Here is a 22403-nt window from a genome sequence, read left to right as displayed (position 1 = left end):
TTTGATCCTTTAAACAAGCATGTATAAATTTCGGATGGTTTCAATCACTTCACATTGTCCCGACCAGTTCGCTGGGAACAGTACGCAACTGCCAGCGCTTACTTCAATCACTTCACCACTGTCAGAGATGTAACGTGCCCGCCCCTCAACAAAGTGACAGAACTCATCGCGAGGAATAGCCAAGCTCCACGTTCCTGGCGTGCATACCCAGATACCTGACTCTGGCTGATTGTTAGGCCCCTTGAATAATAATCGCCCCGAAGAATGAGACCCTTCAACGATGGCATCTGGCTGAGTCCCCCAATCGACTAAATCATCAATGGTGGAAGCGTTATAAATATGAGGAGCTGTCGAGTTTGTATTGATCACACTTACTCTCCTAAAAGCGAGATGAGATACTTCGCTGCTTTTTGAGGCCCATTTTGCTTCTGCATATAGTCAGAAGTTGATTTCATTTTGGCTTGGATAGTTGGGTCTGTTAGGCACTTTTCGATCTTTTCGATAAGTTCTTCATCCGTCCAATCATATCGATCGCTTCGGAAACCATGGTGCGTTTCTTGAACTCGCATTGCATTGTCATGCCCATCCCAAACATAAGCCATAATGATCGCGGGCTTGCCAAAATACAGGCACTCAGTAAATGAGTTATTGCCGCCATGGTGAATCACAGCATCTACCTGCGGGATCACCGAAGGTTGTGGAAACCAGCTGTCAATAATGACGTTATCAGGAATATCTGAATACTCGTCTTTATAATCCCCCACATTAACTAAGGCTCTATAACGAGTTTTACCTAACAACGTGATTAATCGTTTTAGCAAATCCGTATCGCCTGACCCCAAACTGCCAAAAGAGACATAGAGCAATGGCCCATCATTGTTAGCTGAAAAAGTCGGTACTGTGTAAGGCTTTTCTTTACGGACACAACCTTCTAGATATTGAAACTTATTCGGATCCAGTGGTTTAGAACGATTAAACTTCGCCTGCTCTGGATATAACAATAAGTTCAAAAATGGTGATGCTTCAAAAAATTGACCTAGTGGATAAGGCTTTTCATTACATGACTGTAAAAACTCATTAAAGTCATCATGAATAGGCTTGATCACTTCATTGAATTTTTTTCTAAACGCTGCGTGCCCTTCAGTATCATTTTCGGAGCACCCAGATAGATGGGGAGGAATAGCGTCGTCTTCAATCTCGTTTTCAGAGCAAGAAATAATTCGCACCCAAGGTTTTCCGTACTGTTTTATCGCAGGAAACAAAATTACATTATCAACCGCAATAACATCTGGTTTGATCTTTTCCAAAATACTAGGCAAATCTTTCTCAGCCCATTTTGCACTATCAACAATAGCTTCCCAACATTCCTTCACATAGTTATCAATTTGATCAATAGGTGATTTACGAAAGTTAGGAATATGTCCATTAATAAAGTCTTCCCAAAACTTAGCCATTTTATCTGCTGGCATTGGTTCTGATAAGTTAACCGGATACGCTTCAAAACCGTATTCTCTATAAATATCAACAAAGCCTGGATCCGAAAGAAACACTACTTTGTGTCCCTTTTCTGCTACCGCTTGAGCAATTCCCACCGAGTTTAAAGCAGGACCAAAAGCTGCTTCAGGAAAAAATGCAAATACTTTTTCAGACATAATAGTTAGCCTCACTAATTTATTCTTACTATTTGTTTGCAAAGACACGGGTGTCTTTCTCGTACCAGTAAAGTGTCACTGAGTCTCCAGCCTTAAATGGCTTGTCACCAACGGAGTGAATAGGGACACGGACAGAAATCGGCTTTTCACCAAACTCTGTAGAAACGTGAAGTAAAATATCCATACCGTGATAGGCCGAAGTATGAACCTTTCCTTCAATTGAATTTTCAGCGTTCTCTAAAAATAAAGACATTCGTTCTGGCCGTATCGCGGCGACCACAGATTCCCCATCCTCAAAACCGTTTGTAGACATGACGCTAATTTTTCTTTTTGATGAAGCAATAATAGAGTCACCTTGAACTACACCCGGTAAAAAGTTCATTTCTCCAATAAAGTCTGCTGCAAAACGATCCTTAGGGTGCTCATAGATTTCTTGTGGTGTACCGCATTGAAGCAGGTTTCCATCACGCATAATTGCGATCCGGTCTGCCATTACCAACGCCTCTTCTTGATCATGTGTTACGATCACGAACGTGATACCTACCTCATGCTGCAAACGCTTTAATTCAAGCTGCATCTCACTACGGAGCTTTTTGTCTAGCGCGCCTAAAGGCTCATCAAGTAATAGCAACCGCGGCTTTTTAACTAAAGCTCGAGCCAACGCGACACGCTGACGCTGTCCACCAGACAGCTGATCAGGACGCCTTTTGGCCATCTTCTCCAACTGAATGATTTCGAGCATTTCTTGTACTTTTTTATCGATTAACGAACGCTCCATACGTTCCATCTCTAAGCCGTAAGCGATATTTTGCTCGACGCTCATATGAGGAAATAGCGCATAAGATTGAAACATTAGATTCACTGGGCGTTTACTCGCGTGAACTGGAACCATATCTTTATCGTCTAACAGTATTTGCCCTTCTGTAGGTGTTTCTAAACCCGCTAACATTCTCAGCAAAGTTGTTTTTCCGCTGCCTGAAGACCCGAGTAAAGCGAAAAATTCATTCTCATAAATATCTAAAGACAAACCATCAACAGCCTTACTGTCATTAAAATGCTTGCTGATATTTTGAATAGATAACAAAGTGTTCTCATTATTCATTAGCTAACAACTCCGCGATTAATCCGTTGAGAAATAGAAAGTGCGAGCACACTAGCAAACATAATTAATGTGGCTAATGCATTAATTTCCGGCGTAACACCAAAACGGATCATTGAAAATATTTGCATTGGAAGAGTAATTGAGTCTTTTCCAGCACCAGAAGTAAAAAATGCGATGATAAATTCATCAAGTGACAGCGTGAACGCTAACAATCCACCCGAAATGATCGCAGGCATTAAGATTGGCAATGTAATACGTCGCAATGTTGTAATACTACTTGCCCCTAGATCTGTTGAAGCATCAACAACCGACCAATCAAAGCCTTTTAATCGCGCTCTTACAACCGAGCATACAAACGCAAGGTTAAAGACCACATGAGAAACAATAATCGTATCTAATCCCATAGTGATATCTAACATGGAGAACATACTTAGCAACGCAATCGCCAATACAATGTCTGGAATAATCATAGGTGCAAAAATAATAGACTCTAACCAGCGTCCATTTTTTCTTCTTATTTCAACCCCAATCGCTAGCATTGTTCCTAATATTGTCGCAATGACAGTAGAAACTGTTGCAACAATCAAAGTATTAATAGTTGCGTTAATAATCGCATCATTTTGAAATAATCGTTCATACCATTTAAGTGAAAAACCAGACCAAACAGTGGGCAGTCCACCTTCATTAAATGACAGACCTATTAGTACCGAGATAGGCACATATAAAAACGCAAAAACAAATGCTAAAACTGATAAGCGCCGCTTAAAATAAGGTTGTTTAACCATCTAGCTGCTCCTTATTTTTTTGCCCAATAGATCGCTGAGCAGCACTTGCTTGAATCATGAGTAAAATCATCATAATGCCTATCAGAACCATAGAAAGAGCAGCCCCTAATGGCCAATCATTTGCTGTTAAGAATTGAGCGTAGATAACATTCCCAATCATTTGGAAACGACCTCCACCCAATAAAGCAGGCGTGATGAAATTCCCGATCGATAATACAAAGACAAAGACTGCACCAGCAGCAATTCCTGGCACACTTAACGGCAATGTAATTCGGCGAAAGGTTGTAAAGTTGCTCGCCCCCAAATCAGTTGAAGCTTCGCGAAAATCTGGATTCATACGAGCCAAGGGCGCATAACAAGATAGAATTACAAAGGGTAGGTAGTTGTATACTAAACCCAATATCACAGCGCTTTCTGTATAGAGTATTGATGGGATACCGCCGTCAATACCAAGCCATTTTGAAAAACCTACTAGCAACCCTTCACGATTCAACAACACAATCCAAGCGTACGTACGAATTAAGTAATTTGACCAAAACGGTAACACTGCAAAAAAGAGTAATGTTGGCTGCCATTTCTTGGGACTGGTCGCTATTGCATAGGCGGCAAAATAGCCTATAAAAACCGCGATGATCGTTGCTGTTCCCGCGATCCGCGCTGAACTTAAGAAGATTCCAGCATATAAAGAATCAAATACCAGCTGAAAGTTCTCCAATGTAAAGTTGTATTCTATGCCGCCATAGATACCACGCTGGAAGAAACCGAGTACCAGTATCATCACACAGGGAACGACCATCAGCGCAATTAGCCATAAAAACGCTGGTGCAATGAGTACAGATGACATTTTGTTTTTGAAATTCAAGACGACGTCTCCCCTAGCCACGTTCGACGATTAATCGAACGCGGCTACACCTTATTAAAATTAGAGTTATTAGGTTAAATTATTGAGAGGCTTTTATTTCACTCACTGCTCGAGAGTATGCTCGTTGGGATTTACCAACATCACGAAGCTCTTCGTAAGAAGTAAGTTCGGAAGGAGACATTGCGAGATTTGGATATTGAATGGCGTAAGATGGATCAACGATTTCCATTGCCGCTTTATTCGGGACTTTATATAAAATGTTTTCTACGGCCCAGGAATGGTTCTTAGCATCCAACAAATAGTTGATAAACGTATAAGCCGCGTCTATATTTTTAGAGCTTTTCATCACCACCATTGTATCGACCCATAAATCAGTCCCCTCTTTTGGAACGACGTACTTAATGTCGGTACTTTCGGCAATACCGTAGTTGCACCAGCCATCCCAAGCGTGGACCAGTGAGGCTTCTCCAGAAACCAGCTTGGCGTAAAACGTTGTATCATCGTAGGCAAGCAGATGTTTCTTAGCTTCAATTAAATCATCTTTAACTTGCTCAAGTTTTTTAGAGTCTGTTTCATTGACGGAGTAGCCATTCGCTAAGAAACCAGCGGCAAGTAACCAACGGTCTGTAGACAACATCGTAATTTTTCCGTCTAGCTCAGCTGAAGGCTTCAACAAATCATTCCATGAATCTGGTGTTTGGGAAACCAGATCTTCACGATAACACAACCCTGTCGTCCCCCAAGTGTAAGGGACAGAGAACGTATTGCCCGGATCATGAGGGAGTTTATTCGCTTCTGGGTAAAGGTTGGCAAGATTTGGAATTTTAGAATGGTCTATTTCAGCAGCAAGGCCCAATTGATGCAAAACTTCAGCAAATGGCGAGGACACAAATACCACATCATATCCTTTGCCTTTCGATGCGATTAGCTTACCCATGATCTCTTCATTGGTTGCATGGTTAACCATTTCGGATTCTATTCCGGTAGTCTCTTTAAAATTATGCAACGCATCTGCCGCCATGTAGCCATCCCAGTTTGAAATCACCAAACCATCTGCTGCAGCGTTTGTACTGGCTATTGCGGCAAAAAGGACTGAAACACTAAAACTTTTAACAATAAAGTCTCGAACCATTCTCATATCATTCTCCAAGCTAGCAGGTCATTTTTCACTCACTTCAATCTACAAAACCAAACGAAAAAGAGGCCGCAATCAGATTCAGACCGCAAAACCGATCTACCGGCATCAAGCAATTCATAAAGTCTGTGAAAATAATATGGACCCAGATTAAAAAATAATCAACCTGTTTTTTAGTACTTTTTTTATAAAAAATACCAATGGATAAAAATATAAGTTCATTTCCCGACGACCTATCCAATCAAGTGAAGGGTACAGACTCATTTAAAACGTAAAGACTGAACACCCAGTTTCGTCTAAGAAGAGCAATCCAGATATAATAAATCACCAATTAAAACAGACAGTTATAAAACCCTATCTGGAAAATCACAAAATTATGGGAGTCAACTAAAAATAAAAAATCTCGAAAGAAATGCTCTAGAATTCACGCAGCACAACATTAGTTACGCATTCACACCCTTTGCACACTTCAGCTTGCTTGGTAAACAATTTACTGAAGAACCATAAGAAATACTGACTGCATACCTTCTAGGTACGGTTAAAAACGTTGTTTCAGGAGGGATTAGAAAGGTAGAGTATGGAACATCCCAATAACAGGATTGACATTATCCACAACCTATAAGGGAGGTTAAACTAACGTAACAAGGCAGTTACGAGCCCGTTTAGAATAGAGTTGGATATACAGAAATGTATATCCGAATGAGTTCTGTAGTGGCATCAACAATCAGACCACTACAGATATACGCTCACGAACAAGCTGACTAATTACAGTAGCAAAAAATTATGCATTGAGAACTTACTTAGAGCACAACGCTAAAATTGCATTCGCGGCCGTAGCAGATCCCGGCTGCTGCTGCATGACCCTTGCATTATCCCGCAGACGCTTCTTCATAGAGTTATTATCAAGCAACGATTCTATATGATCCTTCAATTCTTCATCCGTCCAATTTGAACGGTGCAACATGCTACCGGTTTTTGTCTCAACGGCTCTAATAGCATTATCATGACCATCCCAACAATAGGGCATCACCAAAGAAGGAACACCAAAATACAACGCCTCACAAAAGCTATTGTTACCGCCATGGTGAACGAACAAATCGGCTAATTTAACGATAGAAGGCTGAGCGAACCACGCCCCTAAGAACACATTGTCAGGAACATTGTCATAATTTTCTAAAAACCCCCCGACATTAACAATAAATCTTGCTTCAATCCGCTCAAAAACACGGATCATTCTTTGCATCAGAGCAACATCAATCGCCCCTAGACTGCCAAAGCTCACATAGACAAGGGGAAACGTGTCTTTTGCAAATACCGGCAGATTAAAGGGGGCTTCTCGTCGCACACACCCTTCGAGATATACAAATTTGTCTTTGGGCAATACCTCACTGCGCTCTCGCCTTACCATAGAGGGCGCTAACAAAAGGTTAAGCCAAGGCGAAGGCTCTAGAAATTCCCCATCAGATAAAACGGGTAATTTATGACTTTGCCGAAATTTTTGGTAACGATGCCAAGCGGGCTCCACAGCTTTTAAATAAGCTTCATTAAATGTCTGAATTGCTGACTCATCTCCCACAGACAACCCCGAAAGGTAAGGCGGAACATTCGCATCCGCCAGCTCTGTTTCCACACAAGAAATAACTCTTACCCAAGGTATGGACAAACGCAGAATAGCGGGGAACATAATGACATTGTCCAACACTACTAAATCTGGTGACAATCGTCCCAGCAAGGAATAAAGAGACCCATCTTCCTTTTCTACTGTTTCTACAATTGCATCCCAAGTGGGACCCACGTACGTATCTAGCTGATCAAGAGGAGACAATGAAAAATGCGGAGTATGCCGCTCAATAAACTCTTGCCAATAATCTTCCGTTTCATCTTGAGAGACATCGACATCGCGAGAAAGATGATACTCCTTAAAACCATATTGAGAGAACACACCTGAAAAACCGGGATGGCACACAAACACAGATTCAGCACCCAACTCCGCTAGAGATTGTGCTATAGCGACGCAATTAAGCGCAGCACCAAAGCTGGCCTCGGGAAAAAAAGCAATTAATGGAGCACGATTCGACATTCAAACAACTCAATTATGTATTTATGGGGCCCACCCAAAGAGTAACGCAAGGATAACACTTTACTTAAAAAGGGGGGGACTTCCGCGGTTTACAGTACTAGGCCTCAAGCTCTGCGACAATCTCAAATGAACCTTCATCATATCTGCCGCAGCATCAAATTGACCCGACTCAATCATCGTTAGTATCTCTAAATGCTCCATGTGCGCTTGACGCATACGAAAATCAGTAAGACTGATCCTCGCATTTGGCAACTGCCTTAGTCTGTGATGATTGGTCAAGCTGTCCGCCAAAAAGCGATTACCTGAGGAGGTGGCGAGCAACAGATGGAATTCCACATCCTGCTGGATAAACAGCTGAAGATCTGCCCCCCCAACAGGGACCTTTAAAAAGGATTCGATTTGTTTACGAAGTGATACAGCAAGCTGCTGATGTAACTTAAAACCATTTGCCAAAATAGCTGCTGGCTCCGCGACCAAACGATACTCTAGACTCTCTTTTATCGAATCAGCATTATCCAACAACGTCTGAAACACCCAAGATTGACTAGCCGATTGACTAACTAAATCATCACTTTGAAGCTTTTGTAGCGCGCTTAATACGCGCTGACGAGTAACATTGTATCGTCGAGTAAGCGCACTAACAGACACACTTTGAGCGATCCGACGCGCCGTTCGATCCAATAGAATTTGGTCTGCTAACGCACTCTCACTTGCTGCTGGGAGCCCATCTTGAAAATCTAGTAAATCATGAGACGAAGCGATCAGCGTGTAGCCCACCTCCTCTTTCCAATCAAGAACACCCCGTTCTTTCAATAGCTTAAAAGCTGAACGAATTAATGTACGAGACACGCCGCATTGATCGGCAAAGTATTTTTCAGGCAACCTATCGCCGACACTCATTCCTTTTGCGGACACGATATCAATCAGCTTTTTCGCTAATTCAATATGATTACTCTTAGGACGTACAGGCTTTTCACTAGACACTCGCTGTAGACCTCCTGTTCATAAGGGCAATTGAGTAAAATAACACATATAACTAGCCTGTATTAATTTTACAAAAAATACCACAAACAAGTCAGCATTTTATGCTTTTATCATACAATAGCGGTAAAACCTGCGCTTACGAGGTGTACTGAAGCATAGGTTTGGAACACCAAGCGCCGCAATACCATGCTCTTTTCCATGATAAGTTTTTAATATGAGCGCTCTCTTCCGAGCTGATTCGTTAAATCTATACTATGAAAAAACGGGATGATCACTCGACGCCTGTTTTAAAGACCAATCCTGACGCCATGCCTTGAACTCTTCCATAGGCATAGGCCGACTAATAAGATACCCCTGAGCTTCCTCGCAGCCCAGTTGACTTAGCGCCTCATACATCTCAACGGTTTCTACCCCTTCAGCGACAACATCTAAACCTAGATTATGGGCTAAATCGATCGTTGACTGAACGATCACCAAGTCATTTGGATTTTCAATCATGCCAAACACAAACGATTGATCAACTTTCAACTCATTCACCGGAAGGCGCTTTAAATACCCCAGCGACGAATACCCTGTACCAAAGTCATCTATGGACAACCGGAACCCCATAGCAGACAACTTCGCTAATGTTTGTTCGGCGAATTTAGGGTCATCCATAATAGCGCTTTCGGTGATTTCTAAGCACATACCCGATGCAGGTACCTGGTACCGCTCTAGCACGTCGTGCAAAAATTCTGGCAACCCAGAAGTCATCAAGTCTCGTGTCGACAAGTTGACCGAAATGCGTAACATGCCGGTTTCTGGCTGCAAGGCATGCCAATTTTTAGCAATCTCTCGAATCATCCATTTGGTCAGTTCTCTGACGAACCCCGTTTGTTCAGCAAAGGGGACAAAACGATATGGCGCAACCATGCCATTCTCTGGATGCTCCCATCTGATCAAAGCTTCTGCTGCGACGGCTTCATGGCTACGCGTATCCACTTTAGGCTGCAAAAAAACACGCAACTCATTTTGTCGAACCGCTCGACGTAACTCAGACAATAGCCCTAGGTTTTCTGGTGCAGACGTCACTAGATCTTCTCGATATTCAACGATTTCTTCTTTTCGTGCTTTCGCCGAATACATGGCTAGCTGGGACGCGTTGATCAAATTATTGCAATCCGCTACATCATCTGGCCATGATGCAATACCAATACTTGAGCTCAAGTCTATTTGCGTGTCATCAATCTCCATTGGCTCACGAAGAGCATTTTGCAACGCTTTGGCGACGTCCATATTCGACGTGCAATTAGGTAACACTAATATCGAAAATTCGTCTCCACTTACTCGTGCAACTTGATCGGGCTCAATACAGTCTATGGCCGTAATACGGTTAGCTGTTGCCTTGAGTATATTGTCCCCCATCTCATAACCAAGCACATCATTGACTTGCTTGAATCGGTCTAAGTTGATGGTAATAATGGACACTCGATCGTACTGCTGCGATTCAATGGCCTGCTGCACGTGTGTACGAAAGTTAATTAGGTTGGGCAAAGAAGTCAGTGGATCGTAATACGCAAGCTGTTTAATTTTTGCCTGCTGATCACTGATACTGGTCCGCATACCGTCAAAGCTACGAGCGAGGACACCGATCTCGTCATGCCGCTCAAAACCGCCAATGTCAGCGTGAAAGTCCCCTTTTTCAAGAGCGCTGGTCGCCTTGGTTAACGCTACCAAAGGATGAGTAACACGATTAGAAAGCCAAATAATCAAGAGACCAAATATCAACACGCCCGCACCAGTAATAATAAGATACTGATCAGCGAGAAGATTAAATCGGGCACTTGCTTGGGTTAGAGACTCCATAAACACAATACTGATGTCTCCACCAATTACCTCCATGCCCTGAGTAACGGTCACATAGGTTTCATCATCAATCGTAAGCTCTCGTTGCCCTCGATCAGAAAAATACGCTGGCGAAATATGATCGGCGAAGTAATCGTAGAACTTTGGTGCACTGGCAAGTACTTTGATTGAATTTCCATCGTTTGTGAGTAGCGCCATATCAACATCAGCTAGTTCACTAGCATCTTGAATTCGGCTTTCTTGGATCGTAAATCCCATCAAGACATGCCCCACGACACGAGGCGCTCGAACCGGAGCCCACACAAATTGTGTTGGCTGGCCATCATAAATAGCAATTAAATCAGCGTTATCATTATTACTATGGGATTCAGCTAAATGATGAATCAACACATCCAAACTTTTGGAAGTCATCGAGTGTTGAGAGGAAGAAGCCTGTAACTCCCACTGAGGGTTAACCAAAATGGCCACCGATGCCCCGATCCGCTCACTGCTATTAACCAATGCGGACGCTATGGTCTTTTCATCTCTTGAAGCGACTGCCGACCGGAAACCAAAGTCAGCAGAAAGCACTTCAGCACCTTCTTGTAATCGATCATGAACTTGCGTTAGAAACTGCTCCCAAATACGTTCAGATACCGCGATCGATTCGCTTGATTGGGCTCGAACATGACGATCAACAGTTTCACGTACAATCAAAAAGCCAGCAGCTTGAATAATGATCAATAAAAGCAGAGTGAATAAAACGAACTTTGTGGAAAGCCGAGATTGCAACAGTGCAAGGAGGCGCCTCATTAAAACGCGCCTCCCGTCGAAGACAGCCTAATCGTATGGCTAACATCATCATTGGCAACGGCCAATGATGATTGCTCATAAGGTGCACCATAGGGGAAAGAACGATGCCATACATCAAGCGTATATTGGTCCGCTTTATGTCCTTTGAAAACAACGTTACCTTCTGCATCCGTCTTGGCATACACAGGTGTCGAGGTCACCAAAACCCAGCCCAGCATGGTGTCATGAATATTGCACCCGAGCTCAATAACCCCCTCTTCATCAAATACAACGGGCGCTTTGGGCTTCCCTATATAGAGCTTCAACTCGAAGGTCTTAGCGGGTGAAAAAGAGTACACATGATGGCGCACATCGTCACGATTAGGGAACTCAACCCCACTACCACGAGTGACTACACGTAAACCAGGCACAAATTCGCGATCTTGTTGTGCCATTTCCACCCCATCTAAAGGCTTCGCTGTTGCGATCAAGGCATCTGACTTCAAAAACACCACCGCATCTTTAAGTGGCTCACCTCTATTATCCAACACCGTTATTTGGATGTCCGATGCCAACGAGGACATAGACATCGCCGACAATAAGAATGCTGCAAAAAACAACGATTTCTGCATTAAGAAACGTCCTTATACTAAGGTTCGATAGCAAAACCTGTGTAATGAGTACCTGATCCTAGCGTACCTAATGTGTAGCTTCGCCCCGTGTCAAGGTCAACTTCTACCAACACAGTGTGCTCGTTTTGGCTGCTTAATATGGCGGCTAATGCAACATTGTTAACATCACTAATGTCCATAGATGCATCACGAATCGCACCTAGCCCTAGGTGTCCAACAGAATACAATACGCCTAAATTCGGAGAGACGGAGGGCGTTGCTCCTTCTTTGGTACCTTGCATCACTAACATACCATTACGACGATCAATCGCATAATTCGTCGTCAGCTTGCTGTCTTTTGTATTATACGTGTAACCCGCTGCTACGATATCAGGCAGCTCGCCCGCAAATTGATCGCTTTCACTGTACGCCAATTTAGGATCCACTTGTGTTGCGGGAACTGTTTTGTCAAAGTCAACAATTCCGCCTGTTTCGGGATGTAAACGTAGATTACGGTTTTTACCGCCAACAACACGAAGCTTGTCTGCCGCGGGGTTAAAGTCAAACCCATAAGGTCCCATTGCCATATAGTCGACAGGAGACGATCCCGGCACTAACGTTGCTTCACCAGTATTAAAATTGATTAGATAAATACGCCCTGTATTCGCTAGTGCATACATATCGCCATAGGCAACGCGAAAGTCAATTCCAATAATCTTGTCATCCTCGGCCAAGCCTGTAACTTGGACAGATTTTTTGACATTTGAAGGCTGCTTGGGATTCACATTGATCAATTTATGCTGATCATCGATCGCCCACACCGACGTGGGCATCGTACTCATACTACTTTCCGCAAAGGCAGGCGCAGCAAATACAACGCTCATAGCCAGTGTTGCACCAATCACTCGTTGTCGAACATTAGATTTAGACATACAGATTCCTTTAATTCGTCAAACAATTGTTAGCATTATAGACGTATTACGCACGTTTAAATTCCTTTTGACTACACCAAAATCGAAATTTTAGGGAAATCTAAATATTGCAGATTAGTGATTGCTGCAGCTTAACAGTAATTTTGTGACGCAAAGCTAAATTCTGTCTTGAGTCCCCAGCCTCAAGCCCTTATAATTCGCGCCCTAGTGCAATGCGCCCGTAGCTCAGCTGGATAGAGCGTCGCCCTCCGGAGGCGAAGGTCGAAGGTTCAAATCCTTTCGGGCGTACCACTTTCTTATACAGTCATTGGTAAAAAGTACTCTCCTACCTCAACTCACTTGTACTCCCTACGTCATCAATATTTGATGGATTAAAACCAAACTTATTAAAGACACCTTTACCTTCTTTTAGTCACACCTACACTATTATTTATCACTAGTGACCAAAAAGTGACTATTTGGTGCCATCACTCCAAATATGTGGTGCTGATCGTTAAGCCTCACATACCTATAAAAAATTTAAATTACTCAAAGTTAAATCAGCTAATTACTAACAAATTCAGTCACGATAACGATCAGAAAACAATACCTATAACACCCGCAGAAGCGATCATGAACTTTAGTCTTGAGTCCTCAAATAGCGACCTCGAAAAAGAGTTTGATCAATGTCGTAAGGTTCTCTTCAAATTAATACAGAGCCCCAATACATTAGATAAGCTCTCGCAGCTATCTGATAGCACTAGTATAGCTACGTCCGATATTGAAATATGGCAGAACAATCTACTTTCACTTTTGGGTGCAGGTGCTCAAAAATTCGACATATCGAACGCCAAGAAAATCAATTTAGAAAGCTATAACGGCGAAACGCTTCCCCTACCCGCAAAACCCAGAAAAACGGTTCAAGATCGCCCAGCGTATCTAAGCCTACTTAAGTCACTTGCTGAGCTGGGTAAGAATCAGCCAAAACAGCTACAAATACTTTTAAACGGGTTCCAACTGTATACCCAAAAGCGAAACCACTTAATAAGATTCACAAGTGTTGAGGCGGCAAAGTCTATTGTCGAAGCATAGTCCTTACTTAAAACTGATGATGTCACGCTGACATTCTCCCTACTGCATGGCAAAGGCCAAAGTCATAGCAACATCATGAGAAAATGTATCCCTCACTGGAGAAAGAACTTAGGAATATCGAAAAAAGAGTCGTTTGAAACCGCTTTAGCAAACAATGATGCTAAAGCAGGTGAATTTGGGTGGTTAGGGATTAACTTAATAAATCGCAGGACAGGGAAAGCTATTGAGGGAACCAGATATGCACTTTCTATGAGATATATTTTAAAAATTTAAGAGAAACGCATAAAGCAAAACAAATATTATTATCTAAAATTAAATGTGTTGGCAGGCTAAAAATCGCCCCGCCAACACTCATGAGATTAATACGTTATATATTCAAATGGTACTTAGAATCTATCGCATCGATTGCTTTTACATTTTCAGCGGAGCGACCACTTTCATCAAATGTTTCTTTAAGAAACGCCTCAGCAATGGATTTCGCGAGCTCTTGACCAATCACACGCGCCCCCATTGTTATTATTTGCGCATTATTCGACAAGGCCGCACGCTCTGCTGAATAAGTATCATGAGTCAAAGCAGCTCGAATACCCGGAACTTTACTGGCAGCGATGCACACTCCAATACCTGTACCGCAGCATAAGATTGCGCGGTCATATTGTCCTTCAAGGACGGCAGACGCAACTCGATCAGACATATTTGCGTAAAAATCATCTGGATTGCCCGCTTCATCACGGGATAAATCCGCTACGTCAAAACGCCCTTTTAAATGTTCTACCAAGGCTTGCGCCAAAACTTCTCCAGCACTATCGCCAGCAATTGCAATTTTCATAGTGTGATCTCCTAGTTTGATTGTGCTCTAACAACTGCTGCACACTTACTTAGAATGTCTACGTAACCCTCAACATCCCAAGCAGAACGACCGATAAACAGGCCATCAATGTGCTCACAGGCGATGAGCTCTTCACAATTTTGAGGATTCACTGAGCCACCGTATAAACAAGGCACCTTACGCCCTAATACACTATGAGCCACGTCCAGAATTTCAGCTTGTCTCGCGTCTGCATAGTCGGCAGACGCTGGGATACCGTTTTCACCAATAGCCCATACAGGCTCATAAGCAAATAAGATCGGCGCGGATTTTTGCGCATCAGTCAGATATTGCAGTGCACCACGCACTTCTTCTGTCAATACTTCGGCAGCCTTGCCGCTGTCTTTGTCCGCTAAGGTTTCACCAATACAAATCAAAGGCACTAACCCGTGACGAATCGCCGCCTCAACCTTTCGTCCCACTGTGTCATTGGTTTCACCAAAATGCTCACGGCGCTCCGAATGGCCAAGCTCAACAATATCCAGCTCGCAGTCTTTCAACATTAAGGGGGATACTTCACCCGTCCACGCCCCTTGATTCGCCCAATGCATATTTTGAGCGCCCACTTTGACCGATGTCCCTTTGAGGATCTGTTTGACATCACGAACATTGGTAAAAGAAGGAATCACAAATCGTTGAATGCAGTCCTCAGCTTGCCCATCGAATTCTTTCAAAGCCGCCGCAAAGGCTTGTGCCTCAGCTAGGGTTTTGTTCATTTTCCAACTTGTGCCTACCCAAAATTGCTTTGTCGTTGTCATGTGGCTTCCGGTGATCTCGCTATCGTTAACTGAATGCCGGCACTAGACAGATGCTCTGCAATGGCCGACTCTGGAACCTGGTCTGTGATGACCCAGTCAAAATCTTCGAGATCTGCCAAAACGTGCAATGCCACGCGATCAAAACGAGTGTGATTTACCAGCAAACAGGTCTTAACGGCTGCACCCAACATGGCTTTTTTCACTCGTACCACATCCGCATCCATGTGGAACACTTGGGTTCCGGATACCGCTGGGCTCGACAAAAATGCAATGTCTGCACGCAAACTGGTTAAATTCTGCTCCGCTAGGACGCCGAAGTAGCCATTGTACTTGGCGGAATACTCTCCCCCGAGTGCAATCAAATCGATACCATTTTCGAACTTAAGAGCTTCCATAATGGCCGCATTGTTGGTGATCACGGTCAGAGGCTTTTTGCTAGGTAACAATTTACCTAACACTGCAGCCATAGAGCCGTCATTCACCATCACTGTCATGCCTGGCTCAACAAGTGTTAAAGCTTGTTCAGCCATTCGCTCCTTGCCTTGGCCACCTTGGCGTTCACGCAACCTGAAATCACTTTCAAACTGCATGCCTGCTTCGATGGTGGCACCACCACGGACTTTCCTCAGTAAGCCCGCCGCTTCCAGTTCGTCGAGATCACGGTGAATGGTCATCTTAGACACATCAAAGCGCAGGCCTAATTCCTCTAAGTCCACCACACCGTTTTCTACTAACAGATCGATAATTTGCTGTCTTCGTTCGTCTCGTTTCATAACAACTCGCCTTGATAGCAAATCTCTTGAGTATGTTATAAACCCTAAAATCACATTTTAAAAGTTATTTTTAACATTATTTGTTTTACTTTGTGATTTTAAGTGTTAACTTAACATCGTACTCAAGAGAAATGAGGGTTTTATCACATTATTGTGCTAAAACGACGCTACTACGCCGCTCTAATGGACAAAAGAATATCATCTTAAGAGATATTTGGGGACTTAAAGACGGAATAATGGAGCTTTGATGGGGTCTTTCTGGGATATTTTGTGCGGATCTTTGATCACCCTGAGGCCAAGATGTCACAGCCAGTGAGATAACAGAGTATTTTTGTGTTATTTCTAACAAAATAACATTTTAACATCTCGTCACATAATTTCATTGAGTACCTTCCTCGACCTTAGTCCCGCAGTCCTCCTGAAGGTACTGCGGGATATTTTTGTACTGGCCTTAGGGCCACAAAAAAGCAAAACCCAAAGGTTCTGCTTATTAATGATCGAAGAAGTTAAAGACCTTAGATCACCACAATAATGCGATTAGGGTTATACAGCGTCTAGAATCGCCCTAGCGGTCACTTCATCGGTAATTAAACCAGTTAAAAGATTACCTTTAAGCACCGCTCTGATGGCTTCTACTTTCTCCTCGCCACCAGCAATGGCAATAGTATCCCCTCTGTTGCCTTCAAGGGAGACTGACAACATGCGGGCACTGAGAGAGGTGTTAATAACCGTCCCTTTCTCGTCAAAGAAATGCCCCATGGCTTCACCCACAGCGCCCGCTCTGGCAATTTCAATAATTTCTTCTGGCTTAATTGGCCCAGAGGCAACCAATTGCGCTGTCTGCGCCACCGTACCGATACCAATAAATTTAAGATCCGCATTGTTCGCCATGGTAAACACGTCTTTTACGCCTTTCTGTGCCAACAAAACGGAGCGATCTTCCACTGAATTCGCCAGTAATGGTACAGGCATAGTGTAAGAAGGAGCCCCGGTTTTAGCCGCAATCCAATGGAGGACGTCGTCGCGGTTGATGGAGTAATCTCGTGTTAAGCCCCCCAATAGGGAAACAAACTTAACATTTGAGGTCTCCAGCCTTGGTAGCTGGTGTACCACGGCCGCCAAAGCGCGCCCTAGGGCCAAGCCAATGGTAATATCTGATTTCGAGGTAAGTAGATTCTTAAGATAGGCTGACCCAGCTTGACCTAGGGTCTTCAAAGGAATCCCTTCTTCGCCCAAATCCGGCGCAACGATACACTGCTTAAGACCAAACTTGGCGATCATACGTTCTTCTAGCTCCACGCATTCGGTGATTTTCCCATCTATGGTGACTTTTACAGCGCCTTCTGAGACTGCCTTTGATATAAGGCGATGGGTCTTCACAGACGTAAGCCCCAAACGCTTAGCGACTGCGGCTTGAGTCAAACCGCCCACGTAATGCAGCCATGCAGCCCGTATTGCTAACGAGTCGTCAAAATCAACAAGACCTTTTTTCGTATCCAAACTTCTACTCCGGTATCAAGGTTAGGCGATAGACTTCCTAGATTGCCTATGGGAAATGAACTGTACACTAACCGACATCAAACTTCGATATATCATATGCCAGCCTAAATTCAGGATCAGATGTTCAGGTCCTGAGCCCCACTGTCTATGTGAGGTGCCCAGAAGGCAACACTTTCAGCAACCTGCTCTACCACCTGATGGTCTGTGGGCTCACGCTCCTTAAAGCTTAACTCAAGGCAGATTTGATTATCTTTCGCCCCACCTTTTGCCAGAGTGTCTAACAAAGCTCCCGGCTGAATTCGCCCATTACGATTGTACTCTTCAATAAACGGACGGTGACCGCCTTTATCCATCAAGCTTTGCTTAATATGAATAATCGGCGAAACCTTTGGTACCGCTTCGGCCCAGGCATAAGGATCATAGTCCGCAGGATTATCAGACATGACATCACCATGGTCGATGTCGGCCATCATCCACATAGGGACTGCCATATTGACGTCCGTTAAGCGTTGCTGTAACGCCATGGCTGAGGCGATGGTATCACCAAACTCACGCCCTACACTCATAGGCTCCCAATAAACATACTTTAAACCCGCCTTCTTAGCGTGCTCCGCAACTTCTGCCCAACAATCAATGGCAATCTGTGTGAGTTCTTCACGACGTTTCGGGTCATCAAAATCCTGATGGGTCATGATGGCAAATTGAGTCCCAACCGCTTCCCCACCCAAATCAGCTGTGATGTCCGCGAAGGTTTTAAACCACTCTATATAATAACGTCTCACTTCCTTATCAGGATGACCAAAGTGATTTAGGCGGCCATAGGGCCCAGTCATACCAGAGGTAATGCGAACACCCGTCTGCGTCAAAGCCGATTGCATCTCACGAGTCAGACGACGAATAAGAGATGCTGGCCAGCTGGGATTAATAAATTCATGGGTCAGCTGTACGTCACGTATTTTAATCTCGTGGGCAATGATCTCAATTAAATGCTTTGGCTCAGCAAAGCGATTGACCAAGGGGTTCGTATTCAAGCCTAAAGTTAAAGCCATGGTAACTCCTTATGAGATCTTACGATCAGTGTTGTGTTTGATAAACTCACTCTCAAACCACAAAGCGAAAGCGGCTCTTTGTTCTGTAGATAGGTGCAACCCTTCCTTAGTACGGCGCTCAAGTACATCTTCTGGGGTCATGGCCCACTCATGGGCAACCAAATAGCGCACTTCTGCTTCGTATAGATTGCCGCCAAAATGTTGCCCCAAGCCCTCAATAGATGAAGCATCTGAAACGATTTGCTTAATAATGGAGCCATAGTGACGACCATAATGAACCAGCAAATCGCGAGGCATCCACGGATAGCATTCTTTGCAGGCTTGCATGTAAGATTGAAAATCAGCATTGGGAATGTCTCCACCCGGCAACACTGCCCCGCTTGTCCAATTACCCCCCATATCAGGGAAGTATTTTTCAATCTTTTGAATGGCATGTTCGGAGAGTTTACGGAAGGTGGTTAACTTCCCACCAAACACGTTCAGCAAAGGCGCTCCTTGGGTTTCATCCAAATCAAATACATAATCTCGTGTGACCGCAGAAGGGTTCCCTTGGCCATCATCAAACAAAGGACGCACCCCAGAGAAAGTGGTGATGACATCCTGACGACGAAGGGTTTCTTTGAAGTATCGATTCACCGCAGCTAACAAGTACTCGATTTCACTCTCATCCGCTTTAACGTCTTCCACTTTGCCTTCGTAGGGAATATCCGTCGTACCAATCAAGGCTTTGTCATCTTCGTAAGGGTTAATAAAAATGACACGTTTGTCATAGTTTTGAACCAAATATGCCTGCTGCCCCTGCCAAAACTTTGGCACGATTATGTGCGACCCTTTGACCAACTGAATATTTCGAGAGCTTTTAGAACTGGCCACATCATCAACAATTTTACGCACCCAAGGTCCAGCAGCATTGACCAATAACTTAACCTTAAAGGTACGAACTTCCTTGGTCAGCTCATTTTCAGTGGTTACATCCCAGTACCCTTCAGGATTTCGCTTGGCCGCCACACAACGGGTGCGAGTCAAAACTTCTGCGCCTTTTTGCGACGCTGCTACGGCGTTCAACACAACTAAACGAGAGTCATCCACCCAACAATCTGAGTATTCAAACCCCTTTGTGTATTGATCTTTGATAGGTGCACCTTCTGGATCACGATGCAGATCTAAAGCACGAGTACCTGGTAAACGCTTACGACCTCCTAAATGGTCATAAAGAAACAAGCCTAAACGTACTAACCAAGCAGGACGATCCGTTTTACTGTGGGGTAACACAAAGCGCATCGGCCAAATAATGTGGCTTGCTGAATTCAATAGCACTTCACGTTCAATCAAAGCCTCACGTACCAATCGAAACTCGTAGTACTCTAAATAACGCAAACCACCATGAACCAATTTCCCCGAGCGGGAGGAAGTGCCTTGAGCAAGGTCATCTTTTTCACATAACGCCACTGACAATCCACGACCAGCCGCATCCCGTGCGATGCCCGCACCATTAATACCACCACCGATTACAAACAGATCTAACATTTGTTCATTACTCATACCGAACCTCTTACTTAATCGCCGCAGATCGTGCTGGCGATCTGTCTGTGAATTCTCTTGATTGCGTTCTATTAACTACATCGTCTTGATGTGCTCCATGGTTGCCCAAGTAGACGGAAAAGATTGGCGCTGTCGGTAAAACACCTCAAACAAGCGTTCATATTTTTCAGCTAAAGTCTGATCCGGCGCTTCCGCTGTGCCCAACAGGGGCGACACCCACTCTTTAATGCAATCATCCATGTTGGGATATAACCCAATGGCCACCGCTGCCATCATGGCCGCCCCTGCGGCGCCAGCTTCTTCTCGGGCAGACACACGTACTTTGGAATTTACTGAGGCACCTAATATTTGACGCAGGGTGACAGAACGAACAGCGCCGCCACTTAACCGCAACTCCGCAGCCGTGCCTCCCATAGCTTCATAACAATCGCGCATGGCCATTCCTAGACCTTCTACAACAGCACGAACCAAATCAGGAAAACGATGGCGATACGTCAAACCAGTAAAACTTGCGCGAGCTTGGCCGTTCACAAAGGGACCACGTTCTCCCGCATCCGAAATGTAGGGGTGATATAGCAGCTGACCGGCCTCAGCTTGCTTAAGCCAGTTTTCTACTCGGTCCACCAATCCATGACTAGTGCATTCACAATCAAAATCTTTTAATAAATCCGCAGCCACATTCAGCAACCAATCAAGGTTTAAGGCAGATGCCATGTTGGTTTGTACTTGCGTCACGCGCCCCTCAACAGGAAAAGCAATGACGTAGCCTGTACCCGCTTCATTTAAAAACACCTCTTGATCCGACACTGAACGTATGTGCACTCCCGTAGATCCAATGACAGAGCATGCGACATTATCCTCGCCGGTATGCACACCAGCCCCAAGGGCTGTCATCACCATATCTACATAAGCCAGAGATACCGGAGTTCCTGCAGCCAAACCAGTCAGTTCAGCCGCCTCAGTGGTCAAAGGAAAGGTTTTCTTGGAACCATCTACAATAGGAGGAAGTAACGACTTAAACTGACTAAGACCTAGACTTTCAATCACGAGATCACTGTATTCACGGGTACGAAAATTACCAAAGGTAAATGACGCTTCTGAAGGATCCGTTGCCCGCTGCCCGGTTAAATTGAAAAACAACCAATCTTTGCAATGAAACGCCGTACTGGCTTGTTGCAATAACTCTGGGCAGTGCATCGCCATGTGAGCCATTTGCGCTCCTTGTTGGCAGGTATTCAAACCTGTGCCCGTTTTTTCAAATCGCTGACGCTCAGAAGCTGACTTGTTGAGGCGTTCCACAGTTGTAGAAGCTCGACCATCCAGCCAAAGCCATGCATCGCCAACTGGCTTACCAGCCTCATCGATTAGCCAAGTGCCATCTCCCTGCCCCGTTACAGATAAAGCAATCACACGCTCTTTAAAGTGCTCAACTTTTTCGCTAAGCCCTTGCATGGCATTAATGCAGTCCGACCAAGTTTGAGATAAGGATTGTGTCGCGGAGCCTTCAAGGCCCGTTTGATAGGAATTGCGTATTGATGCTGTGGCAACTTGTTCACCACTGATAGTAAAAGCCACCGCTTTAACCACTGAGGTGCCTGCATCAATACCAACGATCAATTGTGAGCTCACTTATGACCCTCCCTATGGTGAAGGCAAGTGAAGAGGGGCAACTTTATTATTAGAAGCATGATTGATACCCGTTTTTTGTAACAACGAACCCAAGCTCGATGTGAAATATTTTTCTTGTTTTGATAATTATTTCTATATTTTTAATATCTGTCAACTCAAACTCTGTCTTTATTTTGAACATAACCTCTACTTTAGCAGCCTAAAGGAATCTAATAGAGCAGCGAAAAAACTAATAAACACCAGAATTAATCAATATAAATCAATATCTTAATAAAAATTAGTGGTATTCTAACAAGTTACTTATTGCCCTTTTTAAGGGCTGCAATCACTCCACTCCCAAAAAAAGAGAAAATCAAAAAAAGATATTTTTTGTAATAAATGCAATAAATTTCATTGACAGTTATTTATTTTTATCCCATTGTAATTACAAAGATCACACAGACCTCTAAAAACA

The 22403-nt window shown here is 43.9% G+C and carries 19 protein-coding genes and 1 tRNA gene; 2 read left to right on the top strand and 18 right to left on the bottom strand.

Annotated features, from left to right (window positions below; genetic code table 11):
- Positions 1-9 precede the first annotated feature (9 nt).
- The 11 genes from DN730_RS09145 to DN730_RS09095 form a co-directional block, all read right to left on the bottom strand.
- Positions 10-369 (bottom strand): cupin domain-containing protein, encoded by a 360-nt coding sequence (locus tag DN730_RS09145; RefSeq protein ID WP_115467810.1) that lies wholly within the window; start codon positions 367-369, stop codon positions 10-12.
- 2 nt (positions 370-371) lie between these two features.
- Positions 372-1652 carry a glycosyltransferase gene (locus DN730_RS09140; RefSeq protein ID WP_115467809.1) on the bottom strand — a complete coding sequence of 427 codons (1281 nt, stop codon included), beginning with the start codon at positions 1650-1652 and terminating at the stop codon, positions 372-374.
- A 28-nt stretch (positions 1653-1680) separates the two neighbouring features.
- Entirely contained in the window at positions 1681-2754 is a 1074-nt protein-coding gene (locus DN730_RS09135; protein ID WP_115467808.1) for an ABC transporter ATP-binding protein, read from the bottom strand.
- Entirely contained in the window at positions 2754-3539 is a 786-nt protein-coding gene (locus DN730_RS09130) for an ABC transporter permease (protein ID WP_115467807.1), read from the bottom strand. The genes DN730_RS09135 and DN730_RS09130 overlap by 1 nt, the downstream gene beginning before the upstream one ends.
- Entirely contained in the window at positions 3532-4401 is an 870-nt protein-coding gene (locus tag DN730_RS09125) for an ABC transporter permease (protein WP_211313859.1), read from the bottom strand. Before DN730_RS09125 ends, DN730_RS09130 begins: the two co-directional genes overlap by 8 nt.
- A 79-nt stretch (positions 4402-4480) precedes the next feature.
- Positions 4481-5539 carry a polyamine ABC transporter substrate-binding protein gene (locus tag DN730_RS09120; RefSeq protein WP_115467806.1) on the bottom strand — a complete coding sequence of 353 codons (1059 nt, stop codon included), beginning with the start codon at positions 5537-5539 and terminating at the stop codon, positions 4481-4483.
- A 793-nt stretch (positions 5540-6332) separates the two neighbouring features.
- Positions 6333-7616 (bottom strand): glycosyltransferase, encoded by a 1284-nt coding sequence (locus DN730_RS09115; RefSeq protein WP_115467805.1) that lies wholly within the window; start codon positions 7614-7616, stop codon positions 6333-6335.
- Positions 7617-7676: 60 nt separating this feature from the next.
- Entirely contained in the window at positions 7677-8600 is a 924-nt protein-coding gene (locus DN730_RS09110) for a GntR family transcriptional regulator (RefSeq protein WP_115467804.1), read from the bottom strand.
- A gap of 252 nt (positions 8601-8852) precedes the next feature.
- Positions 8853-11237 (bottom strand): bifunctional diguanylate cyclase/phosphodiesterase, encoded by a 2385-nt coding sequence (locus DN730_RS09105; RefSeq protein WP_115467803.1) that lies wholly within the window; start codon positions 11235-11237, stop codon positions 8853-8855.
- Positions 11237-11848 (bottom strand): methylamine utilization protein, encoded by a 612-nt coding sequence (locus DN730_RS09100; protein WP_115467802.1) that lies wholly within the window; start codon positions 11846-11848, stop codon positions 11237-11239. The genes DN730_RS09105 and DN730_RS09100 overlap by 1 nt, the downstream gene beginning before the upstream one ends.
- A 17-nt stretch (positions 11849-11865) precedes the next feature.
- Complete coding sequence (locus tag DN730_RS09095) at positions 11866-12759, bottom strand: DUF4394 domain-containing protein (RefSeq protein WP_115467801.1); 894 nt, start codon at positions 12757-12759, stop codon at positions 11866-11868.
- A 214-nt stretch (positions 12760-12973) separates the two neighbouring features.
- On the opposite strand from DN730_RS09095, the gene DN730_RS09090 reads away from it, so the two are divergent.
- Both DN730_RS09090 and DN730_RS09085 read left to right on the top strand, forming a co-directional pair.
- Positions 12974-13050 (top strand) — tRNA-Arg (locus DN730_RS09090).
- Between the two features lie 321 nt (positions 13051-13371).
- Positions 13372-13830, top strand: a complete 459-nt coding sequence (locus DN730_RS09085; protein ID WP_147290572.1) for a hypothetical protein — start codon at positions 13372-13374, stop codon at positions 13828-13830.
- 367 nt (positions 13831-14197) lie between these two features.
- Here DN730_RS09085 and derI read toward each other — a convergent pair whose 3' ends face one another.
- The 7 genes from derI to DN730_RS09050 form a co-directional block, all read right to left on the bottom strand.
- The gene (gene derI / locus DN730_RS09080) at positions 14198-14659 is read right to left on the bottom strand and encodes a D-erythrulose-4-phosphate isomerase (RefSeq protein WP_115467799.1); all 462 of its coding nucleotides are present in this window, start codon (positions 14657-14659) and stop codon (positions 14198-14200) included.
- 11 nt (positions 14660-14670) lie between these two features.
- Positions 14671-15456 carry a triose-phosphate isomerase gene (locus DN730_RS09075; RefSeq protein WP_115467798.1) on the bottom strand — a complete coding sequence of 262 codons (786 nt, stop codon included), beginning with the start codon at positions 15454-15456 and terminating at the stop codon, positions 14671-14673.
- Entirely contained in the window at positions 15453-16229 is a 777-nt protein-coding gene (locus DN730_RS09070) for a DeoR/GlpR family DNA-binding transcription regulator (protein ID WP_115467797.1), read from the bottom strand. The genes DN730_RS09075 and DN730_RS09070 overlap by 4 nt, the downstream gene beginning before the upstream one ends.
- Positions 16230-16772: 543 nt before the next feature.
- Positions 16773-17729 (bottom strand): sugar-binding transcriptional regulator, encoded by a 957-nt coding sequence (locus DN730_RS09065; RefSeq protein WP_115467796.1) that lies wholly within the window; start codon positions 17727-17729, stop codon positions 16773-16775.
- A gap of 116 nt (positions 17730-17845) precedes the next feature.
- On the bottom strand, positions 17846-18778 hold the full coding sequence (locus tag DN730_RS09060; RefSeq protein WP_115467795.1) for a sugar phosphate isomerase/epimerase family protein: 933 nt from the start codon (positions 18776-18778) through the stop codon (positions 17846-17848).
- A gap of 9 nt (positions 18779-18787) precedes the next feature.
- Complete coding sequence (locus tag DN730_RS09055; protein WP_115467794.1) at positions 18788-20320, bottom strand: glycerol-3-phosphate dehydrogenase; 1533 nt, start codon at positions 20318-20320, stop codon at positions 18788-18790.
- A gap of 75 nt (positions 20321-20395) precedes the next feature.
- The gene (locus DN730_RS09050) at positions 20396-21949 is read right to left on the bottom strand and encodes an FGGY-family carbohydrate kinase (protein ID WP_115467793.1); all 1554 of its coding nucleotides are present in this window, start codon (positions 21947-21949) and stop codon (positions 20396-20398) included.
- Positions 21950-22403: the final 454 nt, after the last annotated feature.

It is taken from the genome of Marinomonas piezotolerans (assembly GCF_003362755.1).
In the GTDB taxonomy this organism is placed as follows: domain Bacteria; phylum Pseudomonadota; class Gammaproteobacteria; order Pseudomonadales; family Marinomonadaceae; genus Marinomonas; species Marinomonas piezotolerans.
This window is presented reverse-complemented; position numbering and strand designations above follow the sequence as displayed.

Excerpts from the sequence above, each read along its gene's own strand:
- DN730_RS09120 (WP_115467806.1), bottom strand. The coding sequence starts at position 5,539 with ATGAGAATGGTTCGAGACTTTATTGTTAAAAGTTTTAGTGTTTCAGTC.
- DN730_RS09130 (WP_115467807.1), bottom strand. The coding sequence starts at position 3,539 with ATGGTTAAACAACCTTATTTTAAGCGGCGCTTATCAGTTTTAGCATTT.
- DN730_RS09075 (WP_115467798.1), bottom strand. The coding sequence starts at position 15,456 with ATGACAACGACAAAGCAATTTTGGGTAGGCACAAGTTGGAAAATGAAC.
- DN730_RS09085 (WP_147290572.1), top strand. The coding sequence starts at position 13,372 with ATGAACTTTAGTCTTGAGTCCTCAAATAGCGACCTCGAAAAAGAGTTT.
- DN730_RS09105 (WP_115467803.1), bottom strand. The coding sequence starts at position 11,237 with ATGAGGCGCCTCCTTGCACTGTTGCAATCTCGGCTTTCCACAAAGTTC.
- DN730_RS09135 (WP_115467808.1), bottom strand. The coding sequence starts at position 2,754 with ATGAATAATGAGAACACTTTGTTATCTATTCAAAATATCAGCAAGCAT.
- DN730_RS09070 (WP_115467797.1), bottom strand. The coding sequence starts at position 16,229 with ATGAAACGAGACGAACGAAGACAGCAAATTATCGATCTGTTAGTAGAA.
- DN730_RS09060 (WP_115467795.1), bottom strand. The coding sequence starts at position 18,778 with ATGGCTTTAACTTTAGGCTTGAATACGAACCCCTTGGTCAATCGCTTT.
- DN730_RS09055 (WP_115467794.1), bottom strand. The coding sequence starts at position 20,320 with ATGAGTAATGAACAAATGTTAGATCTGTTTGTAATCGGTGGTGGTATT.
- derI (WP_115467799.1), bottom strand. The coding sequence starts at position 14,659 with ATGAAAATTGCAATTGCTGGCGATAGTGCTGGAGAAGTTTTGGCGCAA.
- DN730_RS09140 (WP_115467809.1), bottom strand. The coding sequence starts at position 1,652 with ATGTCTGAAAAAGTATTTGCATTTTTTCCTGAAGCAGCTTTTGGTCCT.
- DN730_RS09115 (WP_115467805.1), bottom strand. The coding sequence starts at position 7,616 with ATGTCGAATCGTGCTCCATTAATTGCTTTTTTTCCCGAGGCCAGCTTT.
- DN730_RS09100 (WP_115467802.1), bottom strand. The coding sequence starts at position 11,848 with ATGCAGAAATCGTTGTTTTTTGCAGCATTCTTATTGTCGGCGATGTCT.
- DN730_RS09095 (WP_115467801.1), bottom strand. The coding sequence starts at position 12,759 with ATGTCTAAATCTAATGTTCGACAACGAGTGATTGGTGCAACACTGGCT.